This window comes from Pseudoalteromonas lipolytica (assembly GCF_001306915.1).
Taxonomy (GTDB): Bacteria; Pseudomonadota; Gammaproteobacteria; order Enterobacterales; family Alteromonadaceae; genus Pseudoalteromonas; species Pseudoalteromonas simplex.
The window spans coordinates 48,315-66,036 of sequence record NZ_LJTC01000018.1 but is presented as its reverse complement, the minus strand read 5'-3'; the positions used below and the strand labels follow the sequence as shown (position 1 = coordinate 66,036).

Genomic DNA, 17,722 nt, shown 5'->3' with positions numbered 1-17,722 from the left:
ACTATGAAGTCACTCAGTTACATTTGAGACTCTAAATTTGTTTGCTCCACTTAGTAAACTAAGCTTCGCTGTTAGAACTCAATCTGTACGAGTGCCCACACAGATGATTGCTTTATATTGTTAAAGAACGTTGCGACGTTGTCGCTAGGGATGCGTATAATACATCCTTAATTTTTCGAGTCAACACTTAATTTTAAACTTTCTTTTTAGACCGTTTTAAACCGAAGTTTTACTTAACTCTCTGTCACTTTGTTCAGCCCTTTTCATTGCTGCCCGCCGTGTCAGTGGATGCGCATTATAGGGATACGAAGAATTAACGCAAGCACTTTTTGAAGGTTTTTTTGAATATTTTCAAATTAGTGCAATAACCATACAAATAAAGGGTTACAGAGGGGTTTTAGCTCAAAAAGCAGTCATTTTTGTGAGGATAAAATGGCATAAAAAAAGCGACATACATTAAATTAGCTATGTCGCTTTTTATTTTTATAAGGCGGATTAGTTAGTAGAAATTTCCCAAACAGCGATTGAACCCGAAATTTCATTACCAACAACTAGCAATGCTTCATTCGTTGCACTTTGTTCTGCAGGTATAAATGCCAAACCTTCAGGAGCAAGATCACCTGTTATATCTGCATCAGCTTCTAGGCCACGATTAAAAAAGTAATCTTGGAATGTCACATTGTATGGATTAGTAATATCAAACACCATAATGCCACCCATACGCTCTAAACCAATAAATGCAAATGTACGTTCGCCAATAGTACCCAGTGCTAACGCTTCTGGTTCTGCACCTTTGTCATCAGAGCGACTATCATCTTCATTTTCATCTTCGTTATTATTGAATGCTGCTCCGTGAACTGATGCAGTAATACGTGAGATTTGATCGCCCGAGTCAAAAACCACCATGCCGTTACTATCCCAGATGGTAAAAGAGCGGGCACCATATGCATAGAGTGATTCATATTCGCCATTATTATCTTCATCACCTTTAACAGTGGTCACTTTTAAACGGCCAATATCACTGTTGTCATTGTTCAGGTAATCAAAATTGCTTGCCAGTGTTAAGTCTTTAGCTCTAGTTTCATCTATATATGATAAACAACCATCATCTTCATCGTAATCTAGACCACCTTTTGCTAAACAATCAGCTTCGTCGGTTGTATCAAAGAAGTATTCTCGTGCATCACCTTCGTTCGCTGTGACAATAAAGTTAGCACCTTTCCAGCTAAAGCTTGAAATCGTATCTGGTTGATACATGCCATAGAGGCCAGGGTACGATTTAAAGTTAACGCCACCGTCTTTATCAGATGCATCAAAAAGTAAATTAGACCAATCTTTAAAACCTAATCCTTTAAGCTCGAGGCTATTATCTTCAAGATTGACGATAGCAAGGGCGTTATTTTCTTGTAGTGAGACGTAGGCAAACTTATTGTCTTTCGAAACGCTGATGTATTCAGGTTCTAAATCCATTGCTACGGTTGTATTAATCAAGTTACCGTTGATTGTTCGACCTGTCGGGTTAGCAAATACAATCCCAAGTTCTTCAAGCTCTGCTTGTTTGTCGTTATAAGCCGAAAAAGTAATGCTAATAGCAGTATCTGCAATTACACCATCATTAATATTAATAATGCTGATAGAGCCTTCAGGGTCAATGCTATAGTCACCATTAGGTTCACCTTCATTTGCAACCAGTACTTTATTGCCATCATGGCTAAAAGTAACCATGTCGGGCAGGGCGCCTACAGATACATTTTTAATAAACTGAGGCTCGTCGCCACTAATATCATAAAATGCGATTAAACCTGCATCACCGGTATTACTAGCTGCCATTGCAACGGCTAAAAGTTCATTATTAGCATCAATCGCGATACTGTTCGCATCACCCACACTGTGCTCATTAAGTGCAAGGGTAATCTCTGAGGTTAAATTAGTGCCGTTTATAACCCCTTCGTTATCTTTAACTAAAGCTGCACGGTCAAAGCTATCGGCTTTCATGATATTAACGACCGCAGAATCACCGGAACTATTGATAGCAAATATTCGTTGTTTAGATGCTTGGTAAGCAACAATTTCCGCAGTACCTTCAGGGCTTTCTGCGTTCAGCACTGCACGGCCGATAAGATTTATAGTTAAAGCAGCGTTTGCATCTGTACCATTTGCTCCGTCATTTCCGTTTGTACCATCGGTGCCATTTACTCCATCAGTTCCATTTTGACCTGCAGGACCTTGCTCACCTTGTAGGCCGTCTTTGCCGTCGTCACCGTCTAATGAGCAGCCAGAAAGAATGGTTAAAAGTGATAGCGCAATAATTGATCTTTTTAACATTATTATTTTTCCTTGGAGTTGTATTGAGGCAATTACAACACGCAGGCATTACAACTATATGGCACTTTTATGAGAACAAAATTTAGTCATAAAAAAGCGAGTATAAACTCGCTTTTTATTTATAAATTAGTAGGGTAGCTCATTACTTTTTAGTTGGGCGCTTCCAACCAGTAAGGTTACGTTGTTTACCACGAGCGACTGCAAGCTGATCATCTTCAACAGTATTAGTGATAACAGAACCTGCGCCAACCGTTGCCATTGAGCCAATATTCACAGGGGCCACCAGTGATGAGTTAGAACCGATAAAGGCGTTATCACCAATAATGGTTTTTGATTTATTTACGCCATCATAGTTACAAGTAATAGTCCCTGCGCCAATATTAACTTTTTCGCCAACTTCAGTGTCGCCTAAGTAGGTTAGGTGGTTTGCTTTTGAGCCTTTGCCTAAGCGAGTCTTTTTCATCTCAACGAAGTTACCAATGTGCGAGTCTTCTTCCATAATCGCACCAGGGCGAAGGCGGGCATATGGGCCTAAAGTACATTTAGCAGCAACACTGGCTTCTTCAACAAGTGAGTTAGCTTTAATAACAACGTTATCGCCGATAGTACAATCTTTAAGTACGCAATTTGGGCCAATTTGTACGTTATTACCAAGCGTTACTTTACCTTCGAAAATAACATTAACGTCGATCAGTACGTCTTCGCCAGTCGTTACTTCACCACGTACATCAATACGAGCAGGATCAGCAAGTGTTGCGCCGTTTAGCATTAGCTCTTCTGCTTGCCATGCTTGGTATGCACGTTCAAGCGCTGAAAGTTGTACGCGATTATTAGCACCTTCAACTTCCATCGGATGCTCAGGCTGTGCAGAAGTAATTTCAACCCCTTCACTGTGTGCCATAGCAACAATGTCTGTTAGGTAGTATTCACCTTGGGCATTGTTGTTAGATAGGTTACCTAACCAACGTTTAAGTAGCGCACCATTAGCAGCCATAATACCGGTATTGATTTCTTTAATTGCAAGTTGCTCTGGTGAAGCATCTTTTTGTTCGATAATACCTACTAGCTTGCCATTTTCACGGATCATTCGGCCATAACCTGATGGGTCATCTAAGGTAACCGTTAACACCGCTAAACCTTTTTCTGGAGTTGCAGCAAGTAGCTTTTCTAAGGTCGCGCGTTTTGTTAGTGGCACATCACCATAGAGAATTAATACGGTGTCATCATCGGCAATGTGTTCTTTAGCAACAGCGACAGCATGACCCGTACCGAGTTGTTCTTCTTGTAATACCCAGTTTACTTGGTTGTGCGATAGGGCTTCTTGAAGCTGCTCACGGCCATGACCGTAAACAAGATTTGTTTCACGAGCACCAAGGGCAGTGGCATTATCGATAACGTGCTGAACCATAGGTTTGCCAGCAACTTTGTGTAATACCTTAGGTAGAGCAGAGCGCATGCGGGTGCCTTTACCCGCAGCAAGAATAACGGTAGTCAGAGACATTAAAACAATATCCTTCTTTCTTTGTTTTAGGTGTGCAATATTTTGTGAATTCTGGAAAACATACAAAGTTGTGTAAGTCACATCATGTGTAAATACGCAATCCTAATGCATTGGACTGAACCTTGAATGAAACAGCTATTCACTATTAATTTACACTATTGTAGCGAGCTTTGATGAAGGATATAAGTATAAATATAAAGTAGGGCGTTAAGCGGTGAATTTTAGGCACAAAAAAGCCCACGTTAAGTGGGCTTTTCGAAAACCGAGTAGGCTTACTTTTTACGTAATTGTTGAATTACGCGAAGTTGAGCGATTGCTTCAGCAAGTTGCACTGCAGCTTGTTGATAATCTAACTCAGCAGTTGACGTATTCGCCATTTGCTCTTCAGCATCACGTTTAGCTTTTTCAGCCGCTTGCTCGTCTAGGTCTTCACCACGTACTGCAGTATCTGCAAGAATCGTGATGCGATCCGGTTGAACTTCTAGCGTGCCGCCAGCAATATACATCACGTCTTCGTGACCAAATTGCTTAACTAAACGTACCATACCAGGTTTTAGGGCAGTTAATAATGGAGCGTGACCATAGTTAACACCAAGGTCACCTTCACTACCACTCACTTGAATCGATTCAACCAGACCAGAGAACAAGCTCTCTTCTGCGCTTACTACGTCAAGATGTACAGTCATAGCCGCCATACTACCCTCCTAATTACATGCTTTTGGCTTTTTCTTGAGCTTCTTCAATAGAGCCAACCATGTAGAACGCTTGCTCTGGCATATCATCAAACTCACCGTTTAAGATACCTTTGAAGCCAGCAATTGTGTCTTTAAGTGACACGTATTTACCAGGCGCGCCTGTGAATACCTCAGCAACGAAGAACGGCTGAGATAGGAAACGCTGGATTTTACGTGCACGAGATACAACTTGCTTATCTTCGTCAGAAAGCTCGTCCATACCTAGGATTGCGATGATGTCTTTAAGTTCTTTATAACGTTGAAGAACTGTTTGAACGCCACGCGCAGTATCGTAGTGCTCTTGACCGATTACTAGTGGGTCAAGTTGACGTGAAGATGAATCAAGTGGGTCTACCGCAGGGTAGATACCAAGTGAAGCGATATCACGAGAAAGTACTACTGTTGCATCTAAGTGAGCAAACGTTGTTGCTGGAGATGGGTCAGTTAAGTCATCCGCAGGTACGTATACCGCTTGGATTGAAGTGATTGAACCCGTCTTAGTAGATGCGATACGCTCTTGAAGTACACCCATTTCTTCAGCAAGAGTTGGTTGGTAACCTACTGCTGAAGGCATACGACCTAGAAGTGCTGATACCTCTGTACCCGCTAGAGTATAACGGTAGATGTTATCAACGAAGAAAAGTACGTCACGACCTTCGTCACGGAACTTCTCAGCCATAGTAAGACCAGTTAACGCTACGCGTAAACGGTTACCCGGTGGCTCATTCATTTGACCGTATACTAGAGATACTTTGTCTAGTACGTTTGAGTCGTTCATCTCATGGTAGAAGTCATTACCCTCACGAGTACGCTCACCAACACCTGCGAATACTGAGTAACCGCTGTGCTCGATTGCGATGTTACGGATAAGTTCCATCATGTTTACGGTTTTACCAACACCGGCACCACCGAATAGACCAACTTTACCACCTTTAGCGAATGGACATACAAGGTCGATTACCTTGATACCAGTCTCTAAAAGTTCTACTGAACTTGATTGTTCTTCATAAGAAGGTGCTGCACGGTGAATAGACATACGCTCTTCTTCACCAATTGGACCAGCTTCATCAATAGGGTTACCTAATACGTCCATGATACGACCTAGTGTCTTCGTACCTACTGGAACGTGGATTGGCTGACCTGTACCTTCTACTGCAGTACCACGACGTAAACCGTCAGTAGTACCAAGTGCGATACCACGTACCACACCGCCACCTAGCTGTTGTTGAACTTCTAAAGTTAAACCAGCTAAGTCGCCATCTGTTACTTTTAGTGCGTCATATACGGCTGGCACGTTGTCTTGTGGAAATTCGATATCCACAACGGCGCCGATAATTTGGACGACCTTACCTAAACTCATGTCTATTCCTCTCATTAAACTTTGCCGAAGCGTTAAACTGCTGCCGAACCGCCAACAATCTCACTAATTTCTTGTGTGATTGCAGCTTGACGAGCCTTGTTATAAACAAGCTGTAACTCATCCATAAGGTCGCCTGCGTTATCAGTTGCAGCTTTCATTGCAACCATACGGGCAGCCTGTTCAGAGGCAGCGTTCTCAACTACACCTTGGTATACTTGAGACTCAATAAAGCGTACTAACAGAGCTTCTAAAATTGCTTCTGGGTTTGGCTCATATAAGTAATCCCAAGAATGTTGAGATACTTCTTCTTCAGCTTTTGGCAAAGGGAGTAACTGATCGATTGTTGGCTCTTGCTTCATAGTATTAACGAACTTGTTAAATACTACGTATAAGCGGTCAATTTTACCTTCAGAGTATGCATCTAGCATTGTCTTTACAGGACCAATAACGTCTTGTAGTGAAGGTGTATCTCCTAAGTTCGCTTTTTTAGCGACTAACTTACCGCCAAAACGTTGGAAAAAGCCAGCTGCTTTGCTACCTAAAGTAGTAAATTCAGCTTCAACACCTTTTTCTTTCCACGCTTTAACATCTAGGGCAACTTTTTTGAACTCGTTTGAGTTCAAGCCACCACATAGACCACGGTCAGTAGAGATAACAATATAACCAACTCGTTTTACTTCACGCTCTTCTAAGAAAGGGTGAGTAAAATCAAGATTTGCTTGAGCAACACGACCAATCACTTGGCGTAAGTTTTCAGCGTATGGACGGCTTGACGCCACACGTTCCTGCGCTTTTTTCATTTTAGACGCAGCAACCATTTCCATTGCGCTGGTGATCTTTTGAGTATTCTTGATACTCCCGATCTTGCTTTTAATCTCTTTTCCGCTGGCCATGACTCTCTCTCCGAATCAGGTGGGCTTTAGTTGCCTAAAGCTCACCATTCATAACTAAATTACCAAGTTTGCGTCGACTTGAACTTCTCTAGAAGTTCTTTAAGTTGAGCTTCAATCTCAGCGTTGTAGTTACCAGTTTCATTGATTTGAGCCATTAGCTCTGCGTATGTGCTGTTTGCATAAGAAATTAGGCCAGCTTCGAAATCCATGATTTTCGCGATTTCGATGTCTTTTAGGTAGCCTTTTTCAGCAGCAAATAGCGACAGAGACATTTCAGCAACAGACATTGGTGCGTACTGTTTCTGCTTCATTAGCTCTGTTACGCGCTCACCATGCTCTAATTGAGCACGTGTTGCATCGTCAAGGTCAGACGCGAACTGCGAGAACGCAGCTAATTCACGGTACTGAGCTAACGCTAGACGGATACCACCACCTAGTTTCTTAACGATTTTAGTTTGCGCTGCACCACCAACACGAGATACCGAGATACCAGCGTTAACAGCTGGACGGATACCTGAGTTGAATAAGTCAGTTTCTAAGAAGATCTGACCATCGGTGATAGAGATAACGTTTGTCGGTACGAACGCAGAAACGTCGCCGCCTTGAGTTTCAATGATTGGCAATGCCGTCAATGAACCTGTTTTACCTTTCACTTCACCATTAGTGAACTTCTCAACGTAATCAGCGTTTACACGTGATGCACGCTCTAGAAGACGTGAGTGAAGGTAGAATACGTCACCTGGGTATGCTTCACGGCCTGGTGGACGCTTAAGTAGTAATGAGATTTGACGGTAAGCAACAGCTTGCTTAGATAAATCATCATATACGATTAGCGCGTCTTCACCACGGTCACGGAAGTATTCACCCATAGTACAACCAGAGAATGGTGCTAGGTACTGAAGTGCCGCAGATTCAGAAGCAGATGCAACAACAACAATCGTGTTTTCTAATGCACCGTGCTCTTCTAATTTACGTACTACGTTAGCGATAGTAGATGCTTTTTGACCAACTGCAACGTACACACACTTAACGCCTGTACCTTTTTGGTTGATGATAGCATCGATTGCTAATGCAGTTTTACCAGTTTGGCGGTCACCGATCACAAGCTCACGTTGACCACGACCTACAGGGATCATCGCATCGATAGATTTATAACCAGTTTGTACTGGCTCATCTACTGATTGACGTTCGATAACGCCTGGTGCGATTTTCTCAACAGGTTCAAAACCGTCGTTATCTAAAGCGCCTTTACCGTCGATAGGTGCACCTAGTGTGTTAACAACACGACCAAGTAGACCACGACCAACAGGAACCTCTAGGATACGACCAGTTGATTTAACTTTTACGCCTTCTTTAAGGTCAGCGTAAGGACCCATTACTACAGCACCTACTGAGTCACGCTCAAGGTTTAGTGCGATAGCATAACGGTTGCCAGGAAGCTCAATCATCTCACCTTGCATACAGTCAGCAAGACCGTGGATGCGGATGATACCGTCAGTAACAGATACGATAGTACCTTCGTTACGAGCTTCACTTACAACTTCGAACTGCTCAATACGTTGTTTGATCAGATCTGAAATTTCAGTGGAATTAAGTTGCATGCTCTTTTTCCCAATTACGATTGTAGTGATGTAGCTAAGCGGGCTAATTTGCCACGTACTGAGCCGTCGATTACAGTGTCACCCGCCTTAATGATAAGACCGCCAACAACTGTAGTATCTTCACTACAATTCAGCTTAACTTTGCGTGCGAAACGTTTTTCAAGTGCCGCTACCAATGTTGCTTGCTGCTCAGCAGCAAGCGGTGTTGCAGAAATCACGTCAACGTCGATTTCTTTGTCGTAGTCCGCTTTAAATTCAGCGAATAACTCAGCAACAGCAGGCAGTGCAACTAAACGTCCATTTTCAGCCATCACCTTGATTAGGTTCTGACCTTGTTCGTTGAGCTGCTCTGCACAGATCTTGATAAACAGATCTGCTTGTTCAGTAGCAGTAGGCAATCCAGCTAGCGCGGCAGCGGCTTGCTCGTTGCTGGCAACATGGCCAGCAAAGAACAGCATGTCGTTCCAACTTTCAACAGTGCCTTTTTCAACGGCAAGTTCAAAAGCCGCTTTAGCGTATGGGCGAGCGATAGTAGCCAATTCAGACATGCTCATACCCTCCTAATTACAGCTCAGCGACAAGTTTTTCAACGATGTCACTGTGTGCGGCTTGATTGATTTCGCGCTCTAAAATTTTCTCAGCACCAACCACTGCCAGCGTCGCTACTTGTTTACGTAGTTCTTCTGTTACACGGTTACGCTCTGCTTCGATTTCAGAGTGCCCTTGAGCAATAATTTTTTCACGCTCTTGTTGACCACGAACAGTTTCTTCGTCAACGATTAGCGTGGCACGCTTTTTAGCTTGTTCAATGATATCAGCCGCTTGAGCTTTTGCCTCTTTAAGCTGCTCAGCAGCTTTCTTTTGCGCAAGTTCTAAGTCTTTTTCGGCTCTATCAGAGGCAGCTAAACCATCTTCGATTTTCTTCTGGCGAGCTTCAATTGCACCATTTAGTGGTGGCCATACGTATTTCATACAGAAAAGTACGAAAACCGTAAATGCAATTAATTCACCGATAAGAGTGGCTGTTAAGTTCACGACCGCTCCTCCTTAAAATAGTAAGCTGTTCAAAAAATAATATTAAAGTACGAACAACAATACCATTGCGATACCAACACCGATCATAGCTACGGCATCGATTAGACCAGCAAGGATGAACATCTTAACTTGTAATGAAGGTGCAAGCTCAGGTTGACGAGCACAAGCTTCTAGGAATTTACCACCCATGTTACCGAAGCCGATAGCAGTACCGATTGCACCGAAGCCGATAAGTAGAGCAACAGCGATGTACTTAAGACCAATCATTAGTTCCATTTTTTTCTCCAAAGTTTCAATTGTAAATTAAAGTTAAAATTTAAAAGTGTAAAAAATTAGTGATTATCTGAGCTTGCCATGCTTAGGTATACGATTGTAAGCATCATGAATACGAATGCTTGCAGTACGATTACTAAGATGTGGAATACAGCCCAAATAAAGTGCAACGGTAGTTGCATTAAACCAACTGCGCCGATCAAGATGAAAATCAACTCACCAGCATATAAGTTACCGAATAAACGCAGTGCTAACGAGAACGGCTTAGCAACTAAAGCGATTGTTTCTAGTAATAAGTTACATGGGATTAAGAACACCATCGCTAGCTTGTTATTAGAGCTAAACGGGTGAAGGGTTAATTCAGCTAAGAATCCGCCAATCCCTTTGATTTTGATTGCGTAACCGATCATCAGAATGAATACACCAATAGCAAGTGCAGCAGTCATGTTGATGTCTGTTGTAGGTACAATCTTCATGTAAACATCGTGAGAATCCATACCAAATGCTTGCTCGCCAACGAAGCCAGCGAATGCAGGTAGGAAATCAACCGGAATCAAGTCCATTAAGTTCATTAAGAACACCCAAACGAAAATCGTTAGAGCTAATGGAGCGATTAATGCGCTTTTACCGTGGTATGTGTCACGTACGTTGTCGCCAACGAACTCAACGATCATTTCAATGAAACACTGAAATTTACCAGGTACACCGGTATTTGCTTTCTTAGCGGCACTACGGAAGATCCATAAAAATACAAGACCTAGACCGATTGACCATGCGAGGGTATCTATATTCCATGTCCAGAAACCACTGTCTGCACACGCTTTGTTGAAGGCAAGACCAGCGTCGGTCGAGCACATCTTAGCGTTAGTTAAGTGGTGCTGAATATGGCTTGATAGAGTTACTTCTTCTGCAGCCATGTTATATCCCAAAAGTTAATGATTAAAAAAAACGGGCGCAAACAATCCGCTAAATAACACCAATACATAAACACAGAAAAACGGTAATAAAACGACCGTATAAGACTTCAGTATCAGTGCAAACAAAACGATTGTTAGCATAAATTTTAATCCGTTGCCGCGCTTTAGCGAGGCATACACTTGATTTACTCGACTTGCACCCATATAACGGAATGCATAGACAGCAAATACAAAATTAGGGAGTAGTGCAACAGCTCCGCCAGCAAGCGCTGACTGGCCGGCATTGACTCCCCAACCTATAAAAACAATTACTGCAGCGATTAATGCTACGATACCCTGAAGACAAATTAATTTAAATGCGGCAAGCCTATACGGCCTTGCTAACCTATTAGTCACGTTTTGTTAACCTTTAGAACGTTAAATTGTCAGGGTATGAAAACTGGCGAAATTATACTGATTCCTACCAGTTTTGCAACTTGAGTCGACCCTTTGTAGTGCAAAAACACCACAAATGTCTCTTTTTGGACATGTTATTAATTAATGACGGGAATAGTCTTAATTTATACGGCTTAAAATGCCATCCAACTCATCAAGAGTTGTATAAGAGATAACCAGTTTGCCTTTGCCTTTTTTATTGTAGTTTATTTCTACTTTAGCGCCTAAATTTTCAGCAAGTTTTTGTTCTAACTGTTTGACATCCGGATCTTTTTCTTGCACTTCTTTTTTCGGAGCAGGTTCTAAGATAGACCGAACTAATTTCTCAGTTTCACGAACAGTCAACGCTTTAGCAACCGCTAATCTAGCAGCATCTGACTGCGCTTCGCCTTCAAGTGCCAATAAACAGCGTGCATGGCCCATTTCGATGTCGCCATGTTCTAACAAGATTTTAACATCTTCATTAAGGTTATTTAGACGTAGTAAATTAGTCACAGTCGTACGCGATTTACCTACAGCTTCGGCGACTTGTTGATGAGTGAGTTCAAATTCGTTAAGTAAACGATTCAATGCAATCGCTTCTTCCATCGCGTTTAGGTCTTCACGTTGGATATTTTCAATCAATGCGATTGCAACGGCTGCTTCATCTGGCACATCTTTGATGATACATGGAACAGCATCTAATTTTGCAAGTTGAGCAGCACGCCAACGACGCTCACCAGCAATAATTTCATATTTGTCTGCACCAATTTGGCGCACAACAATTGGCTGAATGATGCCTTGAGCACGAATTGAGCTGGCTAACTCTTCTAGCGCTTCTTCAGACATGTCTTTACGCGGTTGATATTTACCCGATTGTAAAAACTCAATCGCTAATTTTTGCAGCTCACCTTTGCTTTGCTCGGCAACGACCTCAGAGACTTGCTCTGGTGTTGCTGTCGCTTGTTGCTGATTATTTGCACTTGGGGCAGGTTTTGATGAACTTAATAAAGCGTCGAGTCCTCGGCCTAAACCGCGTTTTTTAGCAGACATGTTATTTTTTTACCTCGAAGTTAGGCTACTGCTGAAGATGTTTTCTCTTTTCTACGTAACATTTCGCCGGCTAGGGCTAAGTAAGCTTTAGCACCACTTGATGCACGGTCATAATACATGGCAGGGGCACCAAAACTCGGCGCTTCTGCTAAACGGACATTACGTGGGATAACGGTACGATATACTTTATCGCCAAAATGTTGTTTGAGTTGTTCTGATACATCATTTGCAAGGCGATTGCGCGGATCATACATGGTGCGCAAAATCCCTTCAATTGTTAACGCTGGATTTACTAGCTTAGATAGCTGCGTAATGGTATCCATTAATGCCGTTAAACCTTCAAGGGCATAATACTCACATTGCATCGGAACTAAAATCGAATCTGCGGCAGCCATGGCATTAACAGTAAGCATGTTAAGTGAAGGCGGGCAGTCGATAAAAATGAAATCGTATTGGTCTTGAATTTGTTCAAGCGCATTACGTAAACGCACTTCACGAGCAAACAATTCCATTAGTTTAACTTCAGCGGCAGTCACATCGCCATTAGCAGCAATTAAGTGATACTCACCTGAGGTTTCTTTATTGATCACTTCATCGATTGGTGTTTCTTCAATCAATAAATCGTAAATAGTCGCAACATCACCGTATTTATCGACACCACTACCCATGGTAGCGTTTCCTTGCGGATCAAGATCGATTAATAACACTTTACGCTTCGTCGCGGCCATCGATGCCGCGAGATTCACAGCGGTGGTTGTTTTACCAACACCACCTTTTTGGTTTGCTAATGCGATGACTTTTGCCACAGTGCTCTGATCCCTAGTCTTTAGATAGAATGATTAGATGTCTTTGCGCATCTAACTCAGGTACTTCCAAGCTGATTTTTTCATCAAACTTAATACCTTTAGGTAATGAGTCTAGTTCTTCGCTCGGAAATACGCCTTTTAAGGCGATAAATTTACCTGAATGATCAATCAAGTGCGCACACCAGTCAACCATATCTTGTAAAGAGGCGAATGCACGACTTAATACACCATCTAATTTAACACTTGGTTGATATTCTTCAACTCTAGACTGCACTGGGGTTACATTTTCAAGGCCAAGTGCATGTTTTACCTGCATCAAAAAGCGCACGCGTTTACCTAAACTATCTAACAATACAAATTGTGTATCAGGTAAAGCGATGGCTAATACGATACCCGGTAAACCAGGACCCGTACCTACATCAATGTAATGTTTGCCTTTAAGGTGTGGTGCAACAACTAAGCTATCCATAATATGTTTAACCATCATTTCTTCAGGTAAACGAACAGAGGTTAAGTTATACGCTTTGTTCCACTTGTCTAATAATTCAACATATTGCACAAGTTGTTGTTGCTGTTTTTCTGTTAGCGCAATATCAGTTTGCGCTAACAGCGAAGTTAATTGTTGTTGTAACACTGTATTCCTCACCAACTACGCAGTCTTGCGCAGTAAGCCTTGCTTTTTCAGATAGACTAATAATAGCGAAATAGCAGCAGGGGTGATACCTGAAATACGTGACGCTTGGCCAATTGTATCTGGACGACTATCAGTAAGCTTTGCGATAACCTCATTTGATAAACCAGAAACAGTTGAATAATCAAAGTCTTTTGGTAATACAGTTTGTTCATGACGTAGCTGCTTATTGATCTCATCTTGCTGACGAGCAATATAGCCTGCGTACTTAGTATGGATCTCAACTTGCTCAAGTGCAGCTTGGTTATCAAACTCAGAACCTAAACCATCGATTGCCATTAAGTCGTTATAACGAATTTCAGGACGGCGGATCAGATCTTCAAGGCTCGCTTCACGAGTCAGTGGTGTTTTTAATAATGCATTTACTTGATCAACAGCAACGTGATCTTTGTGGATCCATGTTTCTTTTAAACGTTGCGTTTCTTTTTCGATGATTTCCATTTTTTCGTTAAATGCAGCCCAACGAGCATCGTCAACTAAGCCAAGTTCACGGCCTTTTTCAGTTAAACGAATGTCGGCATTATCTTCACGAAGTAATAAACGGTATTCAGCACGGCTAGTAAACATACGGTACGGTTCTTTAGTACCTAATGTTGCTAGGTCGTCAATGAGTACACCTGTGTATGCTTCATCACGGCGTGGTGTCCAAGACTCTTTGCCTTGTACTTGTAATGCGGCGTTCATACCCGCAATTAAACCTTGTGCGCCTGCTTCTTCGTAACCGGTTGTACCATTGATTTGGCCTGCGAAGAATAAACCATTAATAAACTTAGTTTCTAATGATTGCTTTAAGTCGCGCGGATCAAAGAAGTCATACTCAATCGCATAACCAGGACGACAAATGTGTGCATTTTCAAAACCAGTGATTGATTGCACAATTTCAAGCTGTACATCAAACGGTAAGCTCGTTGAAATACCATTTGGATATAATTCGTATGATGTTAAACCTTCTGGCTCAACAAAGATTTGATGTTTGTCTTTATCAGCAAAACGTACGATCTTATCTTCGATTGAAGGGCAGTAACGTGGACCAATACCTTCAATTACACCTGAATACATAGGTGAGCGATGTAAGTTATTGCGGATCACATCATGTGTTTTTTCATTTGTATAAGTGATGTAACACGGGATCTGCTGTGGGTGATCCGATTGTTTACCCATAAATGAGAATACAGGCGTTGGGGTATCACCAGGCTGTTCTTGCATCTTGCTAAAATCAACAGTACGCGCATCAATACGAGGAGGCGTCCCTGTTTTTAAGCGATCAACACGGAAAGGTAATTCACGTAAACGCTCAGCAAGTGCAATAGAAGGTGGATCACCGGCACGACCGCCTTTGAAGTTCTCTAAACCAATATGGATCTGACCACCTAAGAAAGTACCTACGGTAAGAACCACAGAAGGCGCGCTAAAACGAAGACCCATTTGCGTTACAACACCGATTACTCGATCACCTTCAACGATTAGATCGTCACATGATTGTTGGAAGATCTTTAAGTTTTCTTGATGTTGTAAAGTATGTTGAATAGCTGCTTTATACAAAGCACGGTCAGCTTGTGCACGTGTAGCACGTACTGCAGGACCTTTAGATGAGTTTAAAGTACGAAATTGAATACCGCCTTTATCAATAGCCTGAGCCATTGCACCACCAAGAGCATCGATCTCTTTAACTAAATGGCCTTTACCAATACCGCCAATTGCCGGATTACAAGACATTTGACCAAGGGTATCCATATTATGAGTTAGCAATAGGGTATTCATGCCCATGCGAGCAGATGCTAATGCAGCTTCAGTACCTGCATGTCCACCACCTACAACAATAACATCAAAACGTTCGTGAAAAATCATTTATGGGATCCTACTTAATCGACCAGCAAAACTTTGTAAAGGGAGCGTATTCTACCTAGAAATTTAGAGAAGATAAATGATTAAACAGTGCTCAAGATCTAAGTGGGTGATCTCTAATAATATAAAGGATCTTTTAAAGAGATCTTTTATTACTCTTACTACTAGTAACGGCTAGATCTGTTGATAATGCTCGCTTTACTATTTAAAACATGATCTTAACGCAGATCTAAAGGTGTTAATATGATCGGATCTTCCCGCGTAAAAGCTTTGATCAAAAGGGCTATTTATACACAGGGCAATATCGATTGGATCTTATCCAAGGGATAAACTAGGTTAAAATCGCAGTTAGATCAGTGTTTATCCACAATCTGATCTAAATTATCAGTAAATTGTGGGTAACTTTTATAACAACGATCAATACCGATCGGCTTAATTGAGCCCTGCTGATTCGATCCAGCTTGGTAACCAGGCTAATGCCGTGTCTTCTGGCAATGCTTCATCAAGAATATTTAGCTCTAAGCGTTCTGCCACGCGGTTTGCGCCTTTATTAGCTAATAACTCATCTAGATTACGGCCTGCATAGTTATAGGTGTCGTAACTAGTGTCACCTAATCCGATCACACTGTAGTTTAATCCTTTAAGATCAGCCTGTTGGTTAATAGACTCAACAAATGGCAGTAGGTTCTCTGGGTAGTCTCCCGCGCCGTATGTAGAAGTACATAACAACCAAATAGTATCTTGCTGATCAATATCATCAAATACAGGCTGTTCATGAAGCTGCACTTGGATCCCTTGTTGTTCAAGGGCTTCTGCTAGTTGCTCTGCCACGTATTCTGCAGATCCCATTTGGCTGCCAACGATGATATTTACTGATTGCATGTGATTGATCATGTATAGAAATAAGTGGCCACATGATAACTAAGTTAGGGTGTGAGTAAAGCTTTGAATTACGATCTGAATAAGTTTTTCTGCTTAAAATGACAGCTTTAATTCAATGCTTTTTATAATCTACTGTTTTTAATGGTTTTTTATTTTTATTCATAAATCAAACCCTTTGATCAAGCTGTTAATAAATTTGGGGAAAGTTCTGATCAAGCTAAATATTGGAAACTGTATAACTTTGCTAAGTTGTTGATCTTTAATTGTGTGTAAGCGCTTAAATTTTCAGATCTGATAAAAATAGTGAGTATGATCGTTTTGTGGATAGATCGCTTGTTGATAACGATCGGTTTGCAATTTGCGATCAATAAAATAGATCGAAAAAAACTTAAATAAGCGCTAATAAAGGCTGTTTTTAAGAAAATTAGTTATCAAAAAGGGCTGTTGTATGAAAATAAATTCAAATTTTCGCGTTTTTTTATGATCAAATCAGCCTTTAGATCTAAAAAAGCCCCAAATGTGGATAACATTTTTAGCTAAATTCGATCTTAAAAGCTGTTTTGATCTGATTTTTTAGCTCGCTAAGTTAGTTTTCGATCTGAGTTAAACTGGTTTTTATCGTATTACCGACTAGATCATAGAGCGAATTACCCAATGAAAACCGTTTTGCACCACCAGCGAAAGCGGCTTTTGCTGAGTTAAAATTGCTCATTGCCATCACATTTAATGGCATATCTATTGTGTTAGCTAAGCTGGTTATGTGCTCTATGTTAGTTAAGCCGGGCACAAACAGACCGTCTGCACCTGTATCTTGATACGCTTTCGCTCGCTTTAATGTTGCTTGAAAAGGGGAGTCACTAACAAAGTAGGTATCGGTTCTGGCGTTTATAAATAAACCACCGAAGCCATTTTCGTTAAGTGCTTTTTTTATCTCACGAATAATAGTGCATTGCTGTTCGGTAGATCTCAGTGCGTTAGTGTCTTTATCTGAGTCCTCTATGTTGATGCCTACAACTCCTAACCTTGCTAACGCTAAAATGTTTTCGCTAATTTGCAGCGGATCGTTACTGTAGCCTGACTCTATATCCACAGAGAGTGGAATATGAAGGTGTTCGGTTAAGCTTTTAACCAGCGCTAACTGAGTTTGAAAAGAGATGTTTTCACCATCAGCTAACCCTAAACTTGCCGCAATTCCCCAGCTGGTTGTTGCTACGGCTTTAGCTCCCGCAGCTTGGATGAATTGTGCTGAACTAAGATCCCATGCATTAGCGAGTACAAAGCCCCCATGCTGGTGGTGTAATTGGTGAAAGAGTTGATATTTGTCCATGATGTCCTCCGTTTAATGACATCGCTAGACTAATTGATATGAGGTTTATTACTGGCTGGTTTAGG

17 protein-coding genes are annotated in these 17,722 nt (G+C 41.6%); all 17 read right to left on the bottom strand.

The window, feature by feature from the left end; all coding sequences use genetic code 11:
- Positions 1 to 495: 495 nt before the first annotated feature.
- Positions 496 to 2,325, bottom strand: coding sequence for a choice-of-anchor I family protein (locus AOG27_RS20270; protein WP_054554814.1), 1,830 nt, complete (start codon positions 2,323 to 2,325; stop codon positions 496 to 498).
- Between the two features lie 142 nt (positions 2,326 to 2,467).
- The gene (gene glmU, locus AOG27_RS20265) at positions 2,468 to 3,826 is read right to left on the bottom strand and encodes a bifunctional UDP-N-acetylglucosamine diphosphorylase/glucosamine-1-phosphate N-acetyltransferase GlmU (RefSeq protein ID WP_054554813.1); all 1,359 of its coding nucleotides are present in this window, start codon (positions 3,824 to 3,826) and stop codon (positions 2,468 to 2,470) included.
- Positions 3,827 to 4,098: 272 nt separating this feature from the next.
- Positions 4,099 to 4,521 carry a F0F1 ATP synthase subunit epsilon gene (locus AOG27_RS20260; protein WP_054554812.1) on the bottom strand — a complete coding sequence of 141 codons (423 nt, stop codon included), beginning with the start codon at positions 4,519 to 4,521 and terminating at the stop codon, positions 4,099 to 4,101.
- A 13-nt stretch (positions 4,522 to 4,534) separates the two neighbouring features.
- Positions 4,535 to 5,920, bottom strand: coding sequence for a F0F1 ATP synthase subunit beta (gene atpD / locus AOG27_RS20255; protein ID WP_054554811.1), 1,386 nt, complete (start codon positions 5,918 to 5,920; stop codon positions 4,535 to 4,537).
- Between the two features lie 32 nt (positions 5,921 to 5,952).
- Complete coding sequence (gene atpG, locus AOG27_RS20250; protein WP_054554810.1) at positions 5,953 to 6,813, bottom strand: F0F1 ATP synthase subunit gamma; 861 nt, start codon at positions 6,811 to 6,813, stop codon at positions 5,953 to 5,955.
- Positions 6,814 to 6,872: 59 nt separating this feature from the next.
- The gene (gene atpA, locus AOG27_RS20245; RefSeq protein ID WP_054554809.1) at positions 6,873 to 8,414 is read right to left on the bottom strand and encodes a F0F1 ATP synthase subunit alpha; all 1,542 of its coding nucleotides are present in this window, start codon (positions 8,412 to 8,414) and stop codon (positions 6,873 to 6,875) included.
- A gap of 14 nt (positions 8,415 to 8,428) precedes the next feature.
- Positions 8,429 to 8,962 carry a F0F1 ATP synthase subunit delta gene (atpH, locus tag AOG27_RS20240; RefSeq protein ID WP_054554808.1) on the bottom strand — a complete coding sequence of 178 codons (534 nt, stop codon included), beginning with the start codon at positions 8,960 to 8,962 and terminating at the stop codon, positions 8,429 to 8,431.
- A 16-nt stretch (positions 8,963 to 8,978) separates the two neighbouring features.
- Positions 8,979 to 9,449, bottom strand: coding sequence for a F0F1 ATP synthase subunit B (gene atpF, locus AOG27_RS20235; RefSeq protein ID WP_054554807.1), 471 nt, complete (start codon positions 9,447 to 9,449; stop codon positions 8,979 to 8,981).
- Positions 9,450 to 9,491: 42 nt separating this feature from the next.
- Positions 9,492 to 9,725, bottom strand: a complete 234-nt coding sequence (atpE, locus tag AOG27_RS20230; protein ID WP_010561330.1) for a F0F1 ATP synthase subunit C — start codon at positions 9,723 to 9,725, stop codon at positions 9,492 to 9,494.
- A gap of 56 nt (positions 9,726 to 9,781) precedes the next feature.
- Positions 9,782 to 10,639 (bottom strand): F0F1 ATP synthase subunit A, encoded by an 858-nt coding sequence (gene atpB / locus AOG27_RS20225; protein WP_054554806.1) that lies wholly within the window; start codon positions 10,637 to 10,639, stop codon positions 9,782 to 9,784.
- 15 nt (positions 10,640 to 10,654) lie between these two features.
- Positions 10,655 to 11,035 (bottom strand): ATP synthase subunit I, encoded by a 381-nt coding sequence (locus AOG27_RS20220; RefSeq protein ID WP_054554805.1) that lies wholly within the window; start codon positions 11,033 to 11,035, stop codon positions 10,655 to 10,657.
- 159 nt (positions 11,036 to 11,194) lie between these two features.
- Positions 11,195 to 12,106 (bottom strand): ParB/RepB/Spo0J family partition protein, encoded by a 912-nt coding sequence (locus AOG27_RS20215; RefSeq protein ID WP_054554804.1) that lies wholly within the window; start codon positions 12,104 to 12,106, stop codon positions 11,195 to 11,197.
- A gap of 20 nt (positions 12,107 to 12,126) precedes the next feature.
- The gene (locus AOG27_RS20210; protein WP_054554803.1) at positions 12,127 to 12,912 is read right to left on the bottom strand and encodes a ParA family protein; all 786 of its coding nucleotides are present in this window, start codon (positions 12,910 to 12,912) and stop codon (positions 12,127 to 12,129) included.
- Positions 12,913 to 12,925: 13 nt separating this feature from the next.
- Positions 12,926 to 13,546: a 16S rRNA (guanine(527)-N(7))-methyltransferase RsmG gene (rsmG, locus tag AOG27_RS20205; RefSeq protein ID WP_054554802.1), complete on the bottom strand. Its 621-nt coding sequence runs from the start codon at positions 13,544 to 13,546 to the stop codon at positions 12,926 to 12,928.
- A gap of 15 nt (positions 13,547 to 13,561) precedes the next feature.
- Positions 13,562 to 15,451: a tRNA uridine-5-carboxymethylaminomethyl(34) synthesis enzyme MnmG gene (gene mnmG, locus AOG27_RS20200; RefSeq protein ID WP_054554801.1), complete on the bottom strand. Its 1,890-nt coding sequence runs from the start codon at positions 15,449 to 15,451 to the stop codon at positions 13,562 to 13,564.
- Between the two features lie 429 nt (positions 15,452 to 15,880).
- Positions 15,881 to 16,330 carry an FMN-binding protein MioC gene (mioC, locus tag AOG27_RS20195; RefSeq protein ID WP_054554800.1) on the bottom strand — a complete coding sequence of 150 codons (450 nt, stop codon included), beginning with the start codon at positions 16,328 to 16,330 and terminating at the stop codon, positions 15,881 to 15,883.
- A gap of 586 nt (positions 16,331 to 16,916) precedes the next feature.
- Positions 16,917 to 17,657, bottom strand: a complete 741-nt coding sequence (locus tag AOG27_RS20190; RefSeq protein WP_054554799.1) for an isocitrate lyase/PEP mutase family protein — start codon at positions 17,655 to 17,657, stop codon at positions 16,917 to 16,919.
- Positions 17,658 to 17,722: the final 65 nt, after the last annotated feature.